This window comes from Butyricimonas faecalis, assembly GCF_003991565.1.
GTDB classification, from domain to species: Bacteria; Bacteroidota; Bacteroidia; order Bacteroidales; family Marinifilaceae; genus Butyricimonas; species Butyricimonas faecalis.
The window spans coordinates 1,386,801-1,402,521 of record NZ_CP032819.1; the positions used below are offsets into that span (position 1 = coordinate 1,386,801).

Here is a 15,721-nt window from a genome sequence, read left to right on the forward strand (position 1 = left end):
CATCTCAATTATCATTCATTTATTAAATCTTACGGTTATGCAACAGGAAGACGACCTTCGGGGTCTTGCTAAAACAATGGATTTCATGCGGGCATTGAGTATCTTGTTCGTGGTTATCAACATCTACTGGTTCTGCTACGGGCAGATACGGGAATGGGGAATCAATATCGGCGTGGTCGATAGGATTCTGCTGAACTTCGACCGCACCGCGGGGCTGTTCCGGAATATACTATGGACGAAACTTTTCGCCGTAGTGTTCCTCGCCCTTTCATGCCTCGGGACAAAAGGAGTAAAAGAGGAGAAAATTACCTGGCGGAAAATCACGGCATCGCTGGCCACGGGAGGCGTGCTGTTCTTCTTCAACTGGTGGCTGCTGGACTTGCCGCTGACGGCAGCGGCGAACGCGGCTTTCTACATACTGACCCTATCGGCCGGGTATATCTGCCTCTTGATGGGCGGCGTGTGGATGTCCCGCCTGCTGAAGAACAATCTCATGGATGACCCTTTCAATAACGAGAACGAATCATTCCAGCAGGAAACACGCCTGATCGAGAACGAGTACTCCATAAATCTGCCGACGAAATTTTACTATAACAAACAGTGGAACAACGGGTTCGCCAACGTTGTAAACCCGCAAAGGGCTTGCATCTGCATGGGAAGCCCGGGCAGCTGGAAGAGTTATTGTGTTGTAAACCAGTTTATTAAACAGCAAATCGAAAAGGGCTATACCCAATACATCTATGACTACAAGTTTCCCGATCTTTCGGAAATCGCTTACAACCACCTGCTGAATCACCAGAAAGGTTACAAGAAAATCCCGACTTTCTACGTCATAAATTTCGACGACCCGCGCCGCTCGCACCGCTGTAACCCCATTCACCCGGACTTCATGACCGATATTTCGGACGCCTACGAGAGCGCCTATACCATCATGCTCAACCTGAACCGAAGCTGGGTGCAGAAGCAGGGCGATTTTTTTGTGGAAAGCCCCATTATCCTTTTCGCGGCCGTGATCTGGTTCCTGCGCATCTACGACAACGGGCGGTATTGTACCTTCCCGCACGCCATCGAGTTCCTGAACAAGCGGTACGAGGATATTTTCCCGATTCTGACATCCTACCCGGAACTCGAAAACTACCTCAGCCCCTTTATGGATGCCTGGCTCGGAGGCGCTCAAGACCAGCTCCAGGGCCAGATAGCATCGGCCAAAATTCCGCTTTCCCGCATGATTTCGCCCCAGCTATATTGGGTCATGTCGGGCGATGACTTCACGCTCGACATCAATAACCCGAACGATCCCAAGATACTCTGCGTGGGGAACAATCCCGACAGGCAAAACATTTACGGAGCGGCTTTGGGATTGTATAATTCCCGGATTGTCAAGCTCATAAATAAGAAAGGCCAGCTCAAATCGGGCATCATCATCGACGAGCTGCCGACAATCTACTTCAAGGGACTCGACAACCTGATCGCCACGGCCAGAAGCAACAAGGTCGCCGTGCTGCTGTGCTTCCAGGATTTTTCACAGTTGAAGAGGGACTACGGGGACAAGGAGGCCGCCGTCGTGATGAACACGGTGGGCAACATCTTCTCCGGGCAGGTCGTAGGTGAAACGGCCAAGACACTCTCGGAACGGTTCGGTAAGGTATTGCAGAAGCGGCAGAGCATGACGTTGAGCCGCAGCGACAAATCGACATCCATATCCACGCAGCTGGACAGCCTGATCCCGGCCTCGAAGATCTCGACGCTCACGCAGGGAATGTTCGTCGGGGCTGTGGCGGACAATTTCGACGAACGTATCGAGCAGAAGATTTTCCACTGCGAGATTGTCGTGGACAACGAAAAAGTGAAAGCGGAAACGGCCCGGTACAAGAAGATACCACAAATTACCGATTTCACGGACGAGAACGGGACGGATCACATGAAACAGGTCGTGCAGGAAAACTACGAACGTATCAAGGCAGAGGCCGGCCGCATCGTCGCCGAGGAACTGGAACGTATCAAGAACGACCCGGTGCTTTGCAAGCTCCTGCCGGAACAGAACTAAATGAACACAAACACCCCCGCAAACACCCTCCGTTACCTTAACGGGGGCTGTTTCTTGGTTTTATAACCGCACAGCCGGTGTTTTGGAGCATAAAGTAGTGATTATGTGAACAGAAAACATTATTTTTGTGTTCGGAATCCTTTTAATTATAAGTATGACAGTTACCGATATATACGAAGCAATGAACAGCAAGGCGGAAGCGTTTTTCGAGTGGTTGCAGGCTCACCCGAAATACGGGTTGCTGTTTGGTGTCGGGTTGCTTGCCCTATGGCTTGCAGGGTTGCTGTTCCGTTGGAAATGGGCGTGTCATTGGCAGTTTAACAGCAAACTGTGGTTATTTGACGATTGCAAGCCTGAAACACGCCGCAGGGTTCAGATTGTGTTGGTCAGCGTTCTGATTATACTTATATTGGTTGGTTTCTTTGTATGGAGATAACGGTATGGAAAAGGACAATCGCAAATACCGGATCTGCTTCATCGACTATATGTGGTATGTAGCCGAGATATGGCACGAAAGGGAGCGTACCAATCTCAACGGACGTATGCTACTGTTTTGGTGCTGGCTCTTCGTCCTACTCATACCGCTTGGGGTTCCGCCGATATTGCGCCTTTTCGGCTGGATGATTGGTTTGGCCATAGTGATTCCTCTCTGCTTTCTTCCCGATTTATTCTGCAAGCTACGCTATACAGCCGGACGGCGTGAAGCGCTCCGTGAACATTACGGGAAGATGAAACATCCCGGCAGGAAGCTCGCCAAAATAGTTCTTATCGCTATCGCCCTGATCGTGGCAAATGTAGCGCTGATGTTCCACCTCGGATTTATACATTGGGCATGATGAAACGGCAGGAGAATAAGCAACGGTTCTATCTCTGGGACTACCTCTGGTGGATGGGGGAGAAATTGGAACAAGCAAGACGAACAGGCAGGGTCGATGGCGAAATGATGCTCTCGATTTATATCTTCGCTCTTTTGATATTCCCTATGATGACTGTTACTATCCGGCTTTTTCCAGGTGTGTCGGCATTGTTGCCATGTGTCGTTTTTAGCATTGTCACATTTGCCGTTATGTCGCTCGTCAGCAGGATTTACAAATGGCGAGGCAAAGCAGTGATGTCTCACTATGCCAAGTGCAGGTTTAACGAACTCCTTGCGGTTCTGTTATTTTTCCTTGCGATAGCCATTATCTGCTTTATGATGTATCTTCTTGACAAAAAGTGAAACAAGCTTTGATACGAACTCCGGGCCGTTATATCGAATGGTCTAACTCGATGTACCAGTTTCCCTTGATGGGTTTGTAAAGCGTGGTGTCGTTGTACGTCCTGCGGTAGATCTCGTTCAGGTCGCCATATTCGGTGATACGGATATTCCGACGGCTTCTCAATCCGGGATCGTAAACGAAACTCTTGGACGTTCCCGCATCCACGATGCCGTGGGAGTAGTACGGCATAACAAGGCTCACATATACCGAATCTGCCGTTCCCCATTCCCTGCGATCAACAAGGATAAAACCGCATCCAATCTCTGATAACAAGGAGTCGAGTAGGATTCGCTCCGGCTTCAACAGTCCATATACCGGAATGTCTTGTTCGTCATTCGTTTCATGGAATGTATCGCTTTGTTCTGTTGAATCAAGTATAATGACCTCTTCCGGAGAAAGCGGCGGGTAGTGAAAACTACCTTCTGAACTCTCTGCCATGATTTCGTACACCTTACGGAACGCCACCTCGTGCGTGGTGAAATGGCGTATCATTTCCTCGTCCGACGGCGGCATGGGAGGCTCTCCGCAGCTTGCGGCAAGCAGGATTACAAATAACAGGATTATGATTGGTGTTCTCATTTTCTAATGTTTAATAGGATGCAGATAATCACTGTTTAAGTGATTGATGTGCGTGTTATCAATACTTTAACTACAAACTTTAAAACAATCATTCATTTTATAATAATAGTTTCGTATCTATCAAAATGTATTCCTTGAAGATGATGTTTCAATACAAGGTTCTTAAATTCCTCCCCATAAAAAGTATAGCGACAATTTACATTCGGAAGTCTGAAAATAGTTTGCTCTTGGATTTTATTTTTATCCAACACAAATTTATTTATACAACTCACCCATCCTCTTTCTTTATCTAACCACACTATATCTGATTCTTTTTCAATCAAAGCATCTATTATATTGGTACAATGAAAAAAATAAAAACCTTTTGGCGACTTTATATCAAGAATTTCTCCATTTTTGATAAGAATATTTTCTAAAATACTTAATGCTTTGTCGCTAATAGTTAATAGAGGATTACAAAATTGTGATAAATCAAAATGTTTATGTCTATTACTTTTTTTCCATATATATTCCATCTCAGGAGGATTCCACTGCTTTAGTAAACCTTCAGCATGTCCCATACAATTTTGCCAATCTTCCACATTTGGAAAACGTAAATCGTTAAATCCTTCTAAACTACCTATTAAGTAAAAGTTCATATTGTCGTACTGTAATTGATAATGGTTTGACGGGGAACGGCGTTAGTCCGTTATCCCGGCTTGTTAATATTAAATTTATGTTTCCTGATAGATTGTTTCAGAATATAATTCTGTCGAAAGAATAATAGATTTTAATTCTCCATTAGACTTATAATCAAATGAATGTTGTAACGTATCCTGTTCAATATCATTTCTATCAAATTGTCTTATAACTATTTTTTGTAGGCGGTCATTTTCATAAAAATATGTTTCTTCTCTACTTCCACGAGAACCCTTTGAATACATTTTCTCTATTTTACCATTACTTCCATATAGATAATATCGGACATTCACAATACGTTTGCTATTATCATATGCAATAGTTTTCATGAGTTCCTTTTCATAAATGAAAAAGGTGTAATAGAATTGATTTTTAAGTTCCAAGCCCTCTCGGATTTCTATAATTTGATTTTTTACATCGAAATAATAAGTAAATAGGTTATTAGTTGTTTTGAGAGAAGTTACATTTCCAACTATTTTCCCTTGCTTAAACCTGTTTCTTTGATAAGAATAAGGGGATATTTCGTAGAACTCACCTTTGTAATTCTCTTCCCTTACAACATTCTTATCAATTTCTCTTTTCAATTCATCAAACATATTTCTCAATGAATTAAAATCATCTTTCAATTTATCAGGTATCATAGTGTTTCCTTTTAATATTAATGTTTGGTGGCTAACCGACCTTTCAGGGGTAGTTAAGCCGCTTGTTAGCAACCTCTTTTCGTTTTATAGATTATTTCAGAATATCCATTTGGAAATGATTTGGTAATACTTTCTAAAGCCCCATCGTCTTGATATTGGAATATATGAATTAAATCATTACCACTATTACCCTCAATATCATATTGTTTGACTTCAATATGTGTCAAAGCATTTTCTTTATAGATATAATTCTCTTCACGGCAACCATACCTACCACATAACTGTGACCGTTTCAGCTTTCCGCCCTCAAAAAAGTAATGGCATACATTCATCAAATGTTTTCCATTATCGTATAGAATACTTTTCACAAGATTGTCTGTATAATACAGGAAAGTGTGATAAAACTGATTTTCAATAGAACAACCAACCTTAACTTCTACGATTTGATTTTGGTTATTAAATCCGTAGATACAAAGATTTTTGGTGCTTTTTATTGTATCAGGACGCTTTACAGGTTTTCCTTGTTTGCAACCATTACGCTGATAGGAATATGGAGTAAGTTCATAAAACTCGCCCTTATACAACTCAGTCCTGACAACATCGTCTTCTATTTGTTGCCTTATGGTTTCAAAGTCATTTTTCAATGCTTCAAATTCAGTTCTTATAGTTTCTCCAATCATTTTCATCTTTTTGGGGTTGCTAATGTTCGGCAGCGTTCCGCTTATTCAATCGGTTTGCTGTTTGTTATCGGTCTATTTCTTCTGTTTCAATCTTGCCTCCAAGTTGTTCAATTTCTTTTCGATATTCATCCACAATTATAGAGTTCCCTATTCCAAGTAAAATTTTATCTCTTGAACAAAATTCCTTGATTTCACTTAGTGGAACAGAAAATTTCTTTTTTAAGTACAGCATAATTTTAGGCAATTCATTTCCCTTGTCTGCAAGATATATATTGTAAATCTTAGGACTAATGATTGTCAGATAATCATCTAATTCCGTATTCTCAAATTGCACAAACTCGGCAGTTGGTAATATTGCATAACGAAAACAATCCGATTTTGTATCACAAAACACAATGGAATAACCGCCTCTGTTAAGTTGCTTGTTCATAGCTTGGAACAACAAAGGCAAATAGTCACCTCGGCGAATTTTGTCCCAATCCAAAGAATCCTCAAACTTTTTAGTGTTCCATAAGAAACGTTCTATCCCATAATTCTTTAACATCATCGTAATGGAACGCTTAACCTGCCCTGAATATTCTTCACCACTCCAATCAATAACTGCCATTCTGTGAGAAACTATAGCAAAACAAAGCATAATATCTACTTCACTAAATTCATTGTCTTCAGAGCTTGTATCGTACCATCCCTTTTCAAACATTTTCCTATGTTGAAGGACAAAGGTTCTCTTATCTATATTGAACAACTGAATCATTTCTAAAAATTCATCATAGTGTTCTTTTAATAACACTTTAGCGAATAATTGAAGTTTACTATCCATATTTTAATTTTTAGACCGATAATGTTTGTTGGATAATCGACCTTTGGAAGATTAATCCGTATGCTATCGTTTATTTCAACTTAATTAGTTTTTCATATTGACAAGAAACATCAAGAAGTTTATCTACTAATTCATCTCCAAGCCAACAATCTATTAGATATTTGCCATAACTTGGTGTAAACGAGTAAATATCTTTATCAATCGCATTAATCATATTTTCCAATTCTTTTTGTACATTATGTAATGCACCATCAGGAAGAGAAGTCTTCCTACATTCAAAAGGTTGCGCTAATATTCTTTTTACATCATCAAGTATATTCACACAACAACTTTTTACTGTTTCTTTTCTACTTACCATATTAAACGATAATGTTCGGCGAATAATCGTCCTTTAGGGAGATTGATACGCTTGTTATCTGCCTTTATTCGCTTTGATAAGTTTCAACTACATACAAATCAACATTAGGATAATCATTTGAAACTGTCTCTATAATTGCTTTTACATCATCCCATTTTAATCCTCCTAATCCAGCACCGATTGCAGGTAAGGCTATTGCCGTTACATTATCACCACTGGCTAACTCAAGCATCTGTATCAGTGCCTTTTCGATATACTCTATTTTAGCTCGTGTTCGCCACGTTGCTTGAGTACCAAGGTTATATATATGTCCATTGCCATAATCATAATCAAAAACATCACCGGGGCAAAACTTATTTTCTTTGCACAACTGCTTATATTCAAGATACATATCTGGATATTTGCTTTTGAACTGTACGGCAATGCCTTTACCCATTGCACCGGCACAATTACAACCATGCGCATAACTGCTCACTCCATCAATACGGAATATGTCGCCTTTTTCAATATACCTAATCATTGTTTTTTTCTTTTTTATTGTTAATTATTCTGGGCAGATAATGTTCGGTGAATAATCGACCATTCGGGGAGATTTATTCACGTGTTAGTTGCAAATTTATAACTTTGACAAAAGAATATTTAGCTCCTTTATTTCCTGCTTTTCATCATTATATATCAAAGCATTTCTATACGAATGATTACTTGTACATATCGTTCCTATCTTGGAATTTTCCTGTATGTCAGAGTTGGATACTAATAATCCGTTCAAGATACATTTACCTATATATTCGGAATGTTCCTTAAATAAGGGAATTTGTTGCAATCGTTGGACAATCTCAAAAAGTGCTGTATCTTTTTCCTTTTCTTTGATTGCAGACAAAGGTAAGAGTAAATGAAACAGTACATCTCCATATATCTCTTTTGTAATCCTCATTAATTCCGAATATGTGAGATACTTCAAGTGAAAGTTGCCACTAACTTCCCCGATTAAAGTGTCATTCAAAAAATAATATGTACAGCAAGGATGAAATTCTATTGTCAATACAATATCGCTGCCGATAGGAAGTGTTAGAGTTCTTGGGTTTTCTATTTCACCTTGATTTTCGGATGTTTTCAAATCAATTTGAGATAGCCAACACCAATATTTCTTGTACTTCTTTTCATCCAACAATGTTGGTACAAGTTCTTCATCCCATACTTCATCAAAATTCGCATCCCTTTCTTCATCAAAGGCTCGAATATGATGATGTAACATTACGTTCCAAAAAAGCGCATTTGAAAACGAATATTCTTTTTCTGATATTACATTCATTTTTATTTCGTTTTTGACCGCAACTAATGGTTGGTAGATAACCGACCTTTGGGGCGGTTGAGCCGCTTGTTAGACACCTTTATTCATTAATAATTTATAGAAATACTCTATGCTTTCTGTGTTATTCCCATATTTCCTCTTTTTTCAAGTAACGAATTGTACTTATTTTCAACTTCTTCAACTCGCCCCATTTGCTTTAATAGGAACAGTCCTTGATATTCTGTATTGTTTATAATCCAGTTTATATCTTCTGTTTTCTTGAAAAATTTCAAAGACAGATTTATGCTGGTCAAACATTGCTCTTGCCATGTGGGACTTCCTTCTTTTTCCAAAATGTTATTCAAATCCTTCAAATCTTCAAAATAAGGGGGTGACCAGAGGCGAAATCTGGCATTGAAACTTTCCAGCGATTCATTTTCCTCTTTAAGTTCTCTCCAATCCCCAAGTCCGCATAAAGTTACATACTTTTGTTTCAATACCATTTTTATACATTCATCCCGAAAATTATCTTCAAAATTCCGGTATCCAAAGATTAAGGTTTCTCTGTATAAAACATCAAAATCTTTTAATAGCACTTTATTTTGAACAATAAGCTCGATTGACATAAGAAAACAGCCGTATTTCTTCCTGAAAGTTATATGATATTGCTGTTCTGTGTTTCCATCAGATAGCTTTCGTACAAAGCGACCACCTCGTACATATCGAAAACCATGTGTAACGAAAGGTTTTTCCAACACATTCACTATTTGATTCAATATTTCTTTTTTATCAACCATATAATTTTATTTAGAGGTGTCTAATGTTTGGTGGCTAACTAACCTTTATAGGAATGTTCAGCCGCTTGTTATAATAAGTTTCCAATATCAAAGCCTAATTCTTTTAATACATTTGTTTGTTCTTTTTGGTATTCCAAAGTTCCACTATGGATAAAATCTTTATTTACAATATAGCTATTGGGGAAATCCTTGTAATACCTCATTAGAAAGTCTGGTATAATTTCATAAGTATTAAAACAAAATAAAATCTTACCGGATTTTACTAATCTAATAAACTCCTCTTTACTTTCACATTGATAAAGGTTCCCATCTTCATGAAAAACTCTACATTGATCAAGAAATAATTTCATGTTGAAATTAGCAAAATTAGCTAAATATTGAGGGCGTTGCCACCGTGCAATATCTGTACAGTTTGGAGATGATACGACTTTTTCCCATATACCTCGTTTTATAGGAAAAGAGTTACAGCTAAAATAGAGACGATAATGGGTTTGAGCAAATGTCTCTTCATTCAGTTCGCCTTCTAATGATGAAAAAACGCCATAACAGTCGTTTGTCAAAAGTCTTACATAATACAATTCACCACTTCGACCATTAATTTTATAAATTGCCCCCAACTCATATTTTGCCATAATGCTTTGATTTTTATTTATTATAATGTCCGGTGGCTAACCGACCATTAAGGGAGGTTTAGCCGATTGTTATCGTTCTGTTATCTTGTTTCTATTAATTGCCCTATTTCTCCTGTTTTTACATTAATTGAAAAGCGAAAATCGCAATTTGATATATTGATGAAAAAGTATAAAATTCCATTTTCAACTCTCACATCAACGAAATGTAGTGCTCTACCATAATATAGATTCCCGTAAGTAGCAATAAACAAATCAGACACATTCCAAACTACCTGATTTGCTCCGTTCAATACATAAGCTAAATTGAATCCACCTGTATATGGATTCTCAACAACACCGACTACATTATCATGTTCTAATAAAATAGCGCACAAACCACCTTTTTCTTGTTTCCGATTATACACCTTTCCATTACATTCCCATAAAATTTCAATAGGAAGAATATCTCCAACAGAGTAACATGATGTTGTACCCGGAGAAATTGGGCGAATATATTTAAATGACTCTATTTTATTCATTCCATTTATTTTTTATGAACGGTAATGTTTGACAGCGTTCCGCTTATTCAGTCGGTTTGCTGTTTGTTATCGGTCTATTTCATTACACCTAAAATTTTTTCAAGTACTTCTTCCGGCTTATACCGCAAACTGTCAAATACAGTTTCTTGATATAGCATTTCACGAATAAGCGAAGGTTCTGATAATTCCATGTTTTTTTCCAATAACGGAACATAATAATCGTGTGACAGAACCCACCAAAGTTCATCTTCAGGAAAAGCCTTAACTTTATATTCGACATAATTCTTAGAATGTATTCTTTGTATGATTTCAAGAAGTTCGTCACACGATAATGGAATATGGAGTAATGGTGGAGTCCCTATTGAAAGCCTAAGAGTAACCATACAAATAGAGTCATCTTCCATATATTCAGAAAGAATATCTTTAGTAATAACTTTGTGAGTTAATTCAGAAATTTTCTTTATTATATTCAAACATTTATTGTCCTTTTCACTATCATACCCACGTAGTAACCTCGATATTTGCGGACATATTTTTTCTATTTGAATAATTTTAGGTTCTATTTCTTCTCGTAGTTTCATAAACTTTTTCTTTTTATTGTTTGACCGATAATGTCTGGCGGATAATCGAGTTTTTAGAAGATTAATCCGCTTGTTATAAACTCAATTCAATCGCTTTCAATTTCTTAGACTTCAATTTTTCTAAAGAGTGTTCGCTATATCCCTTTTTAGTAGCTTTTACAGGAATAAGCGTATAAAGAGTAACCATATCCTCTTTGTTATCATATTGATTCGCTGTATCAGAGTAGTTATAATCTACGACATAGAATCCAGCCAATTTCTCCGACCAAGAGATTGCGTTGAACCCTTTCTCTGTTTTGGATATAAAATCTCCATCAGAGAATGTTCTTCCGTTACGGACTTGGTTCGTCAATTCTTTCATTACCATATAAGGGAACTGTGTCTTCTCCATTTTAGAGTATGGATTCCAGCCAAACGGAAGCACAATAACAAACTCCACATAAGGCTGGGTATATTGGAAATTTCCTACACTGAACAATAACGAATTGTTACCTCTATTAACAACCGCAAGCCTATTGAATACACCATTTTCCGTTTCATTGAATTTGTTAGGAATAACTCTGCCAATATTCCAGTCTATATGTTGGGATATGCCACCACCTACTTCAGACCATACATAATCGTGGTTGATATTGGACAACGCACCCTTTTCCTTCAGAAAAAGGCTTATTTCGTTATGTCCACTACTAATAGACCAATCAAGAGGAGAAAAAAGTAGAGTTGTAGTAAGCCTATTTATGTCCGCACCTTTCTCTATAAGATAGCGAACAATCTCAAAATGCCCTTTAGCGGCAGCTTCATTCAAAGCTGCTGTTGTAGAACTTTCATAAGCATTTATATCTGCGCCATTTTCTATCAATAATTTGACTATTTCTAAATGGTTTCCAGACGAAGCACCCCATAAAGGAGAAAATAATCTATCTTTAATACAATTTACATCGGCTCCATATTGAATTAAAGTCTTGCAAATTTCATAAAAACCTTTCTTTGCAGCTCGGCATAAAGGTGGATGAAGCGTATATAAATTCTCATCATTCAAATCTAGATCTGAATGTTGGTCGAGTATATTCGACACTTCCTGCACGTTGTTATCGCCAACTGCTTTTTCCAGTTTTATATAAATTTCTTTATTATTCATCTATTGAGTTTATAATGTTCGGCGGATAATCTCTCTTACGGAGATTTATCCATTTGTTACCGATGTGCCATTTATTTCTATTTCTTTAAATTTTAAAAACTCATTTGCCTTATACAAATGAAGTAATTGCATTTTCATATTTTCATTGACAATGTTTTTATAAAAACCGTATTTATTCCACCCTTTTAAAAAGAACCCATCTACAGATGAAGGTATTTTAGACATATCTAACACAAGTGTACTCATGCATTCAAATTCTTCTCGTTTGGAATGAATATTGTCAACACAATCAATTACTTCATTAAAAATAATTGCCATATAATCAAGTGGGAAATCTCCATATACTGAAACCCTTTTTAAAGAAATTCCTTTTATGGAGGACAATTCGTTTATATTCAATATATCTTCTCTGACAAGAAACAAATGGCTGACTTCAGCAAATTCTGGCATTCTTATTTGCCCAAATCCAGATATACTTTTAGCGATTAGCCCCTTACCTTTGATAAGAGCTTTTATCTGATACCTTTCCGATGAAGATGAATCTATAATTCTTTGAAAATTAATTTCTTTATCTTCATATATAAACTCCCACGAATATGTAATACATTTCTTCCATATTCGATTTTCTCCATTCAAGTATATTTTATACCATTTCATATTGTCATTGTTAATCGGTAATGTCCAGTGGATAATCGACCTTTAAGGGAAATTATCCGTTTGTTAGTCGCTTTATTCTGCAATATAAGTTTCCAAATATTGAATACCGTTGTAACTGTCTAATTCATCCACAAATTTTTTAGGTGTTTCATATGAATCATAATTTTTCTTCTTAATAAAGATTTTCTGATTCCTTTTGTTGTCCTTGAAACCATTGGGTATATAGCACACAATACAATTTGATGGCTTTATGTGGTATTCATCAATATCGGACTCAATATACCAGTCAAGGACAAGTTTGTTATCAATCATCATTCTAACAAGATTAAAAGGATTTTCGGGTTCATCCTTAATTTCCACAGTTAGAAATTCTGGATAGTAATACTTTATATTAATGTCTTTACAGAACTGACAGCGATGTTCCGGATTTGGGCGTTTCTTTGTACGACTTTCTTTGTAATCTCGTATTTCTTTCATGTATTCATCTTGATTGAAATACTCCATAAATTCTTCCCGACTTTTATCGGTTGTGCCAATCCAAATCATATATTCTAATCCAGCATTAGACCCTTGTACACCTTCAGGCGACAGTTCAAACTCAAACGTACCAAGATAAGTCATGGTTGTGGCATTCTCTGCCTTCTTAGGAGATATACCCTCACGACAATTATAGCAGATAACAGCATTTGCCATTGTAATATTTTTATCAGCCATCGACAGACTTATCTTTTGGGTATCAGCAGGAATAAGGTTAAGTAATCCTGCCAAGCCGTCAGATGTGAATTTCATAATAAGAAAATCCTCATCATAGTTCATTACACCAAGCTCCTTACAGAACTGGCAACGAAGTTCCTTATTGTCTTCATCATAATCTTTCCACCATTGACGGAAAGCCGATTGATCCATATATTTCTCAACGTCAGCTTCGGAATCGAATTGACCGACCCATATCATTATCTTACTCATTTTCTTTTTTTATTTTTCAAGCGACTAATGGGATGCAGCTTGCCGCCGTTTAGGCGGAATAGGTGCTTGTTATCAATATTTTCTGTTTTTGTTACAAATCAACCGTAAAGATAACTGAACAACCTTCTTTTTGAGCATTCTCATAAAACGATTGAATATCTCCACTCCAACCTAAAAGATAATTCAAGGTATCATCATTTTTAGGCAATGAATATTCTTGTTCATTTATCAATGGAAAATTCTTTCGTATAATTTCTTGCAGATTATTTTGATGTAAATAAACAACTATTTGTTTTACCTCTGAATGAGTTTTCAGAGTAATGATTTCATCTTCTGTTTCAACTAAAAACTCTCCACCGAACACAATGTTTGTCGGAACAGAATTTTCCTCATCCCACTCGCCACCACCAAGACAATATTGGATACCTTCCCATGCTTTATCCAACTCACAACCACGAGGCGTTTCCAATAAAGTTTCCTCTATTTCCTCTAACATATAGTCATATCGTTCGTCATGTGGTAAGGAACGAAGTTTGTTCAGTTCATCTTCTTTCAAAGCATATAAAACACCTAATCTTGACATAATTAATTCTCCTATTGTTTAATTTATTGATAATGTTATACTATCAGCCGATTTGGCTGTTATTTTCTTTAAGTATCAGACCTCGTCTTCCTCCATCAACAGATCGTCCAACGGGCTTTTGATATTGCTTTTGAAAGTGTCGGCTATGTGGACATACCTTTCTGTCGTCTTGATATTGTTATGTCCCATAAGCTCTTTCACTATCTTGATGTCGGTTCCCTGCTCCAGCAGGTGAGTGGCGAACGAATGGCGCAGCAGGTGCGGATAAATCCGTTTCGTGATTCCCGCTTCCCGGGCCGCTGCCTTCAGCCGTTTCGACACGATACTCTCGGTGAAAGGTTCTCCCGGTCTGTGTTCAAAAAGCCACACTTTCGGTTTGTATAGTCTGTTATATTCCGTCAGCTTTTTCATCAACGGTCTTGACAGCAGGGTGTAGCGGTCTTTTTTCCCTTTACCCTGCCGCACCCGTATCAGGGAGCGGGATTCGTTGATGTCGCCGGGTTTCAGTTCCAGCAGTTCGCTGATGCGCAACCCTGCGGAATAGAGTATGGAGAACATACAGAAGAAACGCAGGTCTGTCACCGTCACGTCGAGTATTTTCTTTATTTCCTCCTTGCTCAACACGTCGGGCAGCGTCTTCTCCCGTTTGGCACGGTTCACCTTGTAACACCGCCGTTCCTGACCGAGAACTTTCTCGTAATAGAACTTGATGGCGTTGATACGCTGGTTTTGCTGGCAGGAGGATATGTTTTTCTCGTGGATGAGATACAGCAGGTAGTCGTTTATCTCGCCGGGAGTAACCGTTTCAATCTTACGCCCCTCGAAATGCTGTTGGAAATCGCGGAAATAGGAGGTATATACCCTTACGGTATGGTCACTGTAACGCACTTGCTGAAGTTTTTCCAGATAGCCTTCCGGCAGTGGCGGCCGTTTGTCTTCCTCTTTACGGGGTGCGGTTTCCTTGATGGCAGAATAGTCTATAAACGCCATTTTTACATAGCGGTCGAAGAACTCGGCAAGCACGAAATCTTCTGCCGGCAGATAAGCCCTGCCGCCGACAAGCAGTACGTTTTCTTCCTTCGACAGCGACAAGCGGATGTCATTGTCATTACCGAAAGTCACTTCGACAAATTCTCTCCCGTTTCTTATCACCGGAGAAAGTTTGATCTTGGTTTTTGGGGTATATATTTCCATGCCTCACGTTTTGTCGGATATTGAAACCCGTTTTCGCAAATTTATAAAAAAACACGGGTTATCCATGCGCTTTATTGACATTTAACAATAGATCCCGACTACCTGACAAATAAGGTGAGGAGCCACGAAAATACCCTCTGCCAAATCCGTCCTTCCCGGCACTCCGTTTCTCCGATTTCCTCTGCCCTGCGCCACAAGCGGCCACTTCTGTGCCCGATGCTTCCATAGCCTTTCCAACTCTTTTACGTTCAGCCGGTTCCCCTTACTTTCGTTCCCGCATCGCTATTGGTGCTAACTAAAAA

22 protein-coding genes are annotated in these 15,721 nt (G+C 38.5%); 4 read left to right on the forward strand and 18 right to left on the reverse strand.

Annotation, left to right across the window (positions count from 1 at the left end; translation table 11 throughout):
* Positions 1–37 precede the first annotated feature (37 nt).
* The 4 genes from mobC to D8S85_RS06310 all read left to right on the forward strand — a co-directional run bounded on the left by mobC (position 38) and on the right by D8S85_RS06310 (position 3,266).
* Positions 38–2,047 (forward strand): conjugal transfer protein MobC, encoded by a 2,010-nt coding sequence (gene mobC, locus D8S85_RS06295; protein WP_127074892.1) that lies wholly within the window; start codon positions 38–40, stop codon positions 2,045–2,047.
* A gap of 154 nt (positions 2,048–2,201) precedes the next feature.
* On the forward strand, positions 2,202–2,483 hold the full coding sequence (locus D8S85_RS06300; RefSeq protein WP_004295465.1) for an Imm17 family immunity protein: 282 nt from the start codon (positions 2,202–2,204) through the stop codon (positions 2,481–2,483).
* Between the two features lie 4 nt (positions 2,484–2,487).
* The gene (locus D8S85_RS06305; RefSeq protein WP_004295466.1) at positions 2,488–2,883 is read left to right on the forward strand and encodes a hypothetical protein; all 396 of its coding nucleotides are present in this window, start codon (positions 2,488–2,490) and stop codon (positions 2,881–2,883) included.
* A complete protein-coding gene (locus D8S85_RS06310) occupies positions 2,880–3,266 on the forward strand; it encodes a hypothetical protein (protein WP_004295467.1) in 387 nt (128 codons plus the stop codon). The genes D8S85_RS06305 and D8S85_RS06310 overlap by 4 nt, the downstream gene beginning before the upstream one ends.
* Positions 3,267–3,294: 28 nt before the next feature.
* Here D8S85_RS06310 and D8S85_RS06315 read toward each other — a convergent pair whose 3' ends face one another.
* The 18 genes from D8S85_RS06315 to D8S85_RS21465 all read right to left on the reverse strand — a co-directional run bounded on the left by D8S85_RS06315 (position 3,295) and on the right by D8S85_RS21465 (position 15,645).
* A complete protein-coding gene (locus D8S85_RS06315; RefSeq protein WP_004319175.1) occupies positions 3,295–3,885 on the reverse strand; it encodes a DUF4948 family protein in 591 nt (196 codons plus the stop codon).
* A 92-nt stretch (positions 3,886–3,977) separates the two neighbouring features.
* The gene (locus D8S85_RS06320; protein WP_004295469.1) at positions 3,978–4,523 is read right to left on the reverse strand and encodes an imm11 family protein; all 546 of its coding nucleotides are present in this window, start codon (positions 4,521–4,523) and stop codon (positions 3,978–3,980) included.
* A gap of 75 nt (positions 4,524–4,598) precedes the next feature.
* Positions 4,599–5,204, reverse strand: coding sequence for a hypothetical protein (locus tag D8S85_RS06325; protein ID WP_004295470.1), 606 nt, complete (start codon positions 5,202–5,204; stop codon positions 4,599–4,601).
* Positions 5,205–5,269: 65 nt separating this feature from the next.
* Positions 5,270–5,890 (reverse strand): hypothetical protein, encoded by a 621-nt coding sequence (locus D8S85_RS06330; protein WP_004295471.1) that lies wholly within the window; start codon positions 5,888–5,890, stop codon positions 5,270–5,272.
* Positions 5,891–5,948: 58 nt separating this feature from the next.
* Positions 5,949–6,704: a DUF6630 family protein gene (locus D8S85_RS06335; protein ID WP_004295472.1), complete on the reverse strand. Its 756-nt coding sequence runs from the start codon at positions 6,702–6,704 to the stop codon at positions 5,949–5,951.
* Positions 6,705–6,774: 70 nt separating this feature from the next.
* Complete coding sequence (locus tag D8S85_RS06340) at positions 6,775–7,026, reverse strand: hypothetical protein (RefSeq protein WP_004319180.1); 252 nt, start codon at positions 7,024–7,026, stop codon at positions 6,775–6,777.
* A 100-nt stretch (positions 7,027–7,126) separates the two neighbouring features.
* Positions 7,127–7,582: a macro domain-containing protein gene (locus tag D8S85_RS06345; protein ID WP_004319182.1), complete on the reverse strand. Its 456-nt coding sequence runs from the start codon at positions 7,580–7,582 to the stop codon at positions 7,127–7,129.
* Positions 7,583–7,678: 96 nt separating this feature from the next.
* Positions 7,679–8,374: an Imm19 family immunity protein gene (locus D8S85_RS06350; RefSeq protein ID WP_115484191.1), complete on the reverse strand. Its 696-nt coding sequence runs from the start codon at positions 8,372–8,374 to the stop codon at positions 7,679–7,681.
* A gap of 107 nt (positions 8,375–8,481) precedes the next feature.
* Complete coding sequence (locus D8S85_RS06355; protein ID WP_127074893.1) at positions 8,482–9,150, reverse strand: hypothetical protein; 669 nt, start codon at positions 9,148–9,150, stop codon at positions 8,482–8,484.
* Positions 9,151–9,218: 68 nt separating this feature from the next.
* Complete coding sequence (locus D8S85_RS06360) at positions 9,219–9,782, reverse strand: hypothetical protein (RefSeq protein WP_004295267.1); 564 nt, start codon at positions 9,780–9,782, stop codon at positions 9,219–9,221.
* Between the two features lie 80 nt (positions 9,783–9,862).
* Complete coding sequence (locus D8S85_RS06365; RefSeq protein WP_016212890.1) at positions 9,863–10,300, reverse strand: hypothetical protein; 438 nt, start codon at positions 10,298–10,300, stop codon at positions 9,863–9,865.
* A 74-nt stretch (positions 10,301–10,374) separates the two neighbouring features.
* Positions 10,375–10,881, reverse strand: coding sequence for a hypothetical protein (locus tag D8S85_RS06370; protein WP_127074894.1), 507 nt, complete (start codon positions 10,879–10,881; stop codon positions 10,375–10,377).
* A gap of 73 nt (positions 10,882–10,954) precedes the next feature.
* The gene (locus D8S85_RS06375) at positions 10,955–12,019 is read right to left on the reverse strand and encodes an ankyrin repeat domain-containing protein (protein WP_032842961.1); all 1,065 of its coding nucleotides are present in this window, start codon (positions 12,017–12,019) and stop codon (positions 10,955–10,957) included.
* 45 nt (positions 12,020–12,064) lie between these two features.
* Complete coding sequence (locus D8S85_RS06380; protein ID WP_004319185.1) at positions 12,065–12,676, reverse strand: hypothetical protein; 612 nt, start codon at positions 12,674–12,676, stop codon at positions 12,065–12,067.
* 72 nt (positions 12,677–12,748) lie between these two features.
* Entirely contained in the window at positions 12,749–13,642 is an 894-nt protein-coding gene (locus D8S85_RS06385) for an immunity 22 family protein (protein ID WP_004319190.1), read from the reverse strand.
* Positions 13,643–13,733: 91 nt separating this feature from the next.
* Positions 13,734–14,225 carry a YfbM family protein gene (locus D8S85_RS06390; protein ID WP_127074895.1) on the reverse strand — a complete coding sequence of 164 codons (492 nt, stop codon included), beginning with the start codon at positions 14,223–14,225 and terminating at the stop codon, positions 13,734–13,736.
* A 75-nt stretch (positions 14,226–14,300) separates the two neighbouring features.
* Positions 14,301–15,419: a tyrosine-type recombinase/integrase gene (locus D8S85_RS06395; RefSeq protein ID WP_004319196.1), complete on the reverse strand. Its 1,119-nt coding sequence runs from the start codon at positions 15,417–15,419 to the stop codon at positions 14,301–14,303.
* 58 nt (positions 15,420–15,477) lie between these two features.
* Complete coding sequence (locus tag D8S85_RS21465) at positions 15,478–15,645, reverse strand: hypothetical protein (protein ID WP_004303813.1); 168 nt, start codon at positions 15,643–15,645, stop codon at positions 15,478–15,480.
* Between the last annotated feature and the right edge of the window lie 76 nt (positions 15,646–15,721).

What these genes read in the sequence shown, in the direction of transcription:
- mobC (WP_127074892.1), top strand. Translation starts at nt 38, where the DNA reads ATGCAACAGGAAGACGACCTTCGGGGTCTTGCTAAAACAATGGATTTC.
- D8S85_RS06350 (WP_115484191.1), bottom strand. Translation starts at nt 8,374, where the DNA reads ATGAATGTAATATCAGAAAAAGAATATTCGTTTTCAAATGCGCTTTTT.
- D8S85_RS06330 (WP_004295471.1), bottom strand. Translation starts at nt 5,890, where the DNA reads ATGAAAATGATTGGAGAAACTATAAGAACTGAATTTGAAGCATTGAAA.
- D8S85_RS06370 (WP_127074894.1), bottom strand. Translation starts at nt 10,881, where the DNA reads ATGAAACTACGAGAAGAAATAGAACCTAAAATTATTCAAATAGAAAAA.
- D8S85_RS06375 (WP_032842961.1), bottom strand. Translation starts at nt 12,019, where the DNA reads ATGAATAATAAAGAAATTTATATAAAACTGGAAAAAGCAGTTGGCGAT.
- D8S85_RS06315 (WP_004319175.1), bottom strand. Translation starts at nt 3,885, where the DNA reads ATGAGAACACCAATCATAATCCTGTTATTTGTAATCCTGCTTGCCGCA.
- D8S85_RS06335 (WP_004295472.1), bottom strand. Translation starts at nt 6,704, where the DNA reads ATGGATAGTAAACTTCAATTATTCGCTAAAGTGTTATTAAAAGAACAC.
- D8S85_RS06395 (WP_004319196.1), bottom strand. Translation starts at nt 15,419, where the DNA reads ATGGAAATATATACCCCAAAAACCAAGATCAAACTTTCTCCGGTGATA.
- D8S85_RS06325 (WP_004295470.1), bottom strand. Translation starts at nt 5,204, where the DNA reads ATGATACCTGATAAATTGAAAGATGATTTTAATTCATTGAGAAATATG.
- D8S85_RS06385 (WP_004319190.1), bottom strand. Translation starts at nt 13,642, where the DNA reads ATGAGTAAGATAATGATATGGGTCGGTCAATTCGATTCCGAAGCTGAC.
- D8S85_RS06310 (WP_004295467.1), top strand. Translation starts at nt 2,880, where the DNA reads ATGATGAAACGGCAGGAGAATAAGCAACGGTTCTATCTCTGGGACTAC.
- D8S85_RS06360 (WP_004295267.1), bottom strand. Translation starts at nt 9,782, where the DNA reads ATGGCAAAATATGAGTTGGGGGCAATTTATAAAATTAATGGTCGAAGT.
- D8S85_RS06380 (WP_004319185.1), bottom strand. Translation starts at nt 12,676, where the DNA reads ATGAAATGGTATAAAATATACTTGAATGGAGAAAATCGAATATGGAAG.
- D8S85_RS21465 (WP_004303813.1), bottom strand. Translation starts at nt 15,645, where the DNA reads ATGGAAGCATCGGGCACAGAAGTGGCCGCTTGTGGCGCAGGGCAGAGG.
- D8S85_RS06345 (WP_004319182.1), bottom strand. Translation starts at nt 7,582, where the DNA reads ATGATTAGGTATATTGAAAAAGGCGACATATTCCGTATTGATGGAGTG.
- D8S85_RS06390 (WP_127074895.1), bottom strand. Translation starts at nt 14,225, where the DNA reads ATGTCAAGATTAGGTGTTTTATATGCTTTGAAAGAAGATGAACTGAAC.
- D8S85_RS06300 (WP_004295465.1), top strand. Translation starts at nt 2,202, where the DNA reads ATGACAGTTACCGATATATACGAAGCAATGAACAGCAAGGCGGAAGCG.
- D8S85_RS06320 (WP_004295469.1), bottom strand. Translation starts at nt 4,523, where the DNA reads ATGAACTTTTACTTAATAGGTAGTTTAGAAGGATTTAACGATTTACGT.
- D8S85_RS06355 (WP_127074893.1), bottom strand. Translation starts at nt 9,150, where the DNA reads ATGGTTGATAAAAAAGAAATATTGAATCAAATAGTGAATGTGTTGGAA.
- D8S85_RS06305 (WP_004295466.1), top strand. Translation starts at nt 2,488, where the DNA reads ATGGAAAAGGACAATCGCAAATACCGGATCTGCTTCATCGACTATATG.
- D8S85_RS06365 (WP_016212890.1), bottom strand. Translation starts at nt 10,300, where the DNA reads ATGAATAAAATAGAGTCATTTAAATATATTCGCCCAATTTCTCCGGGT.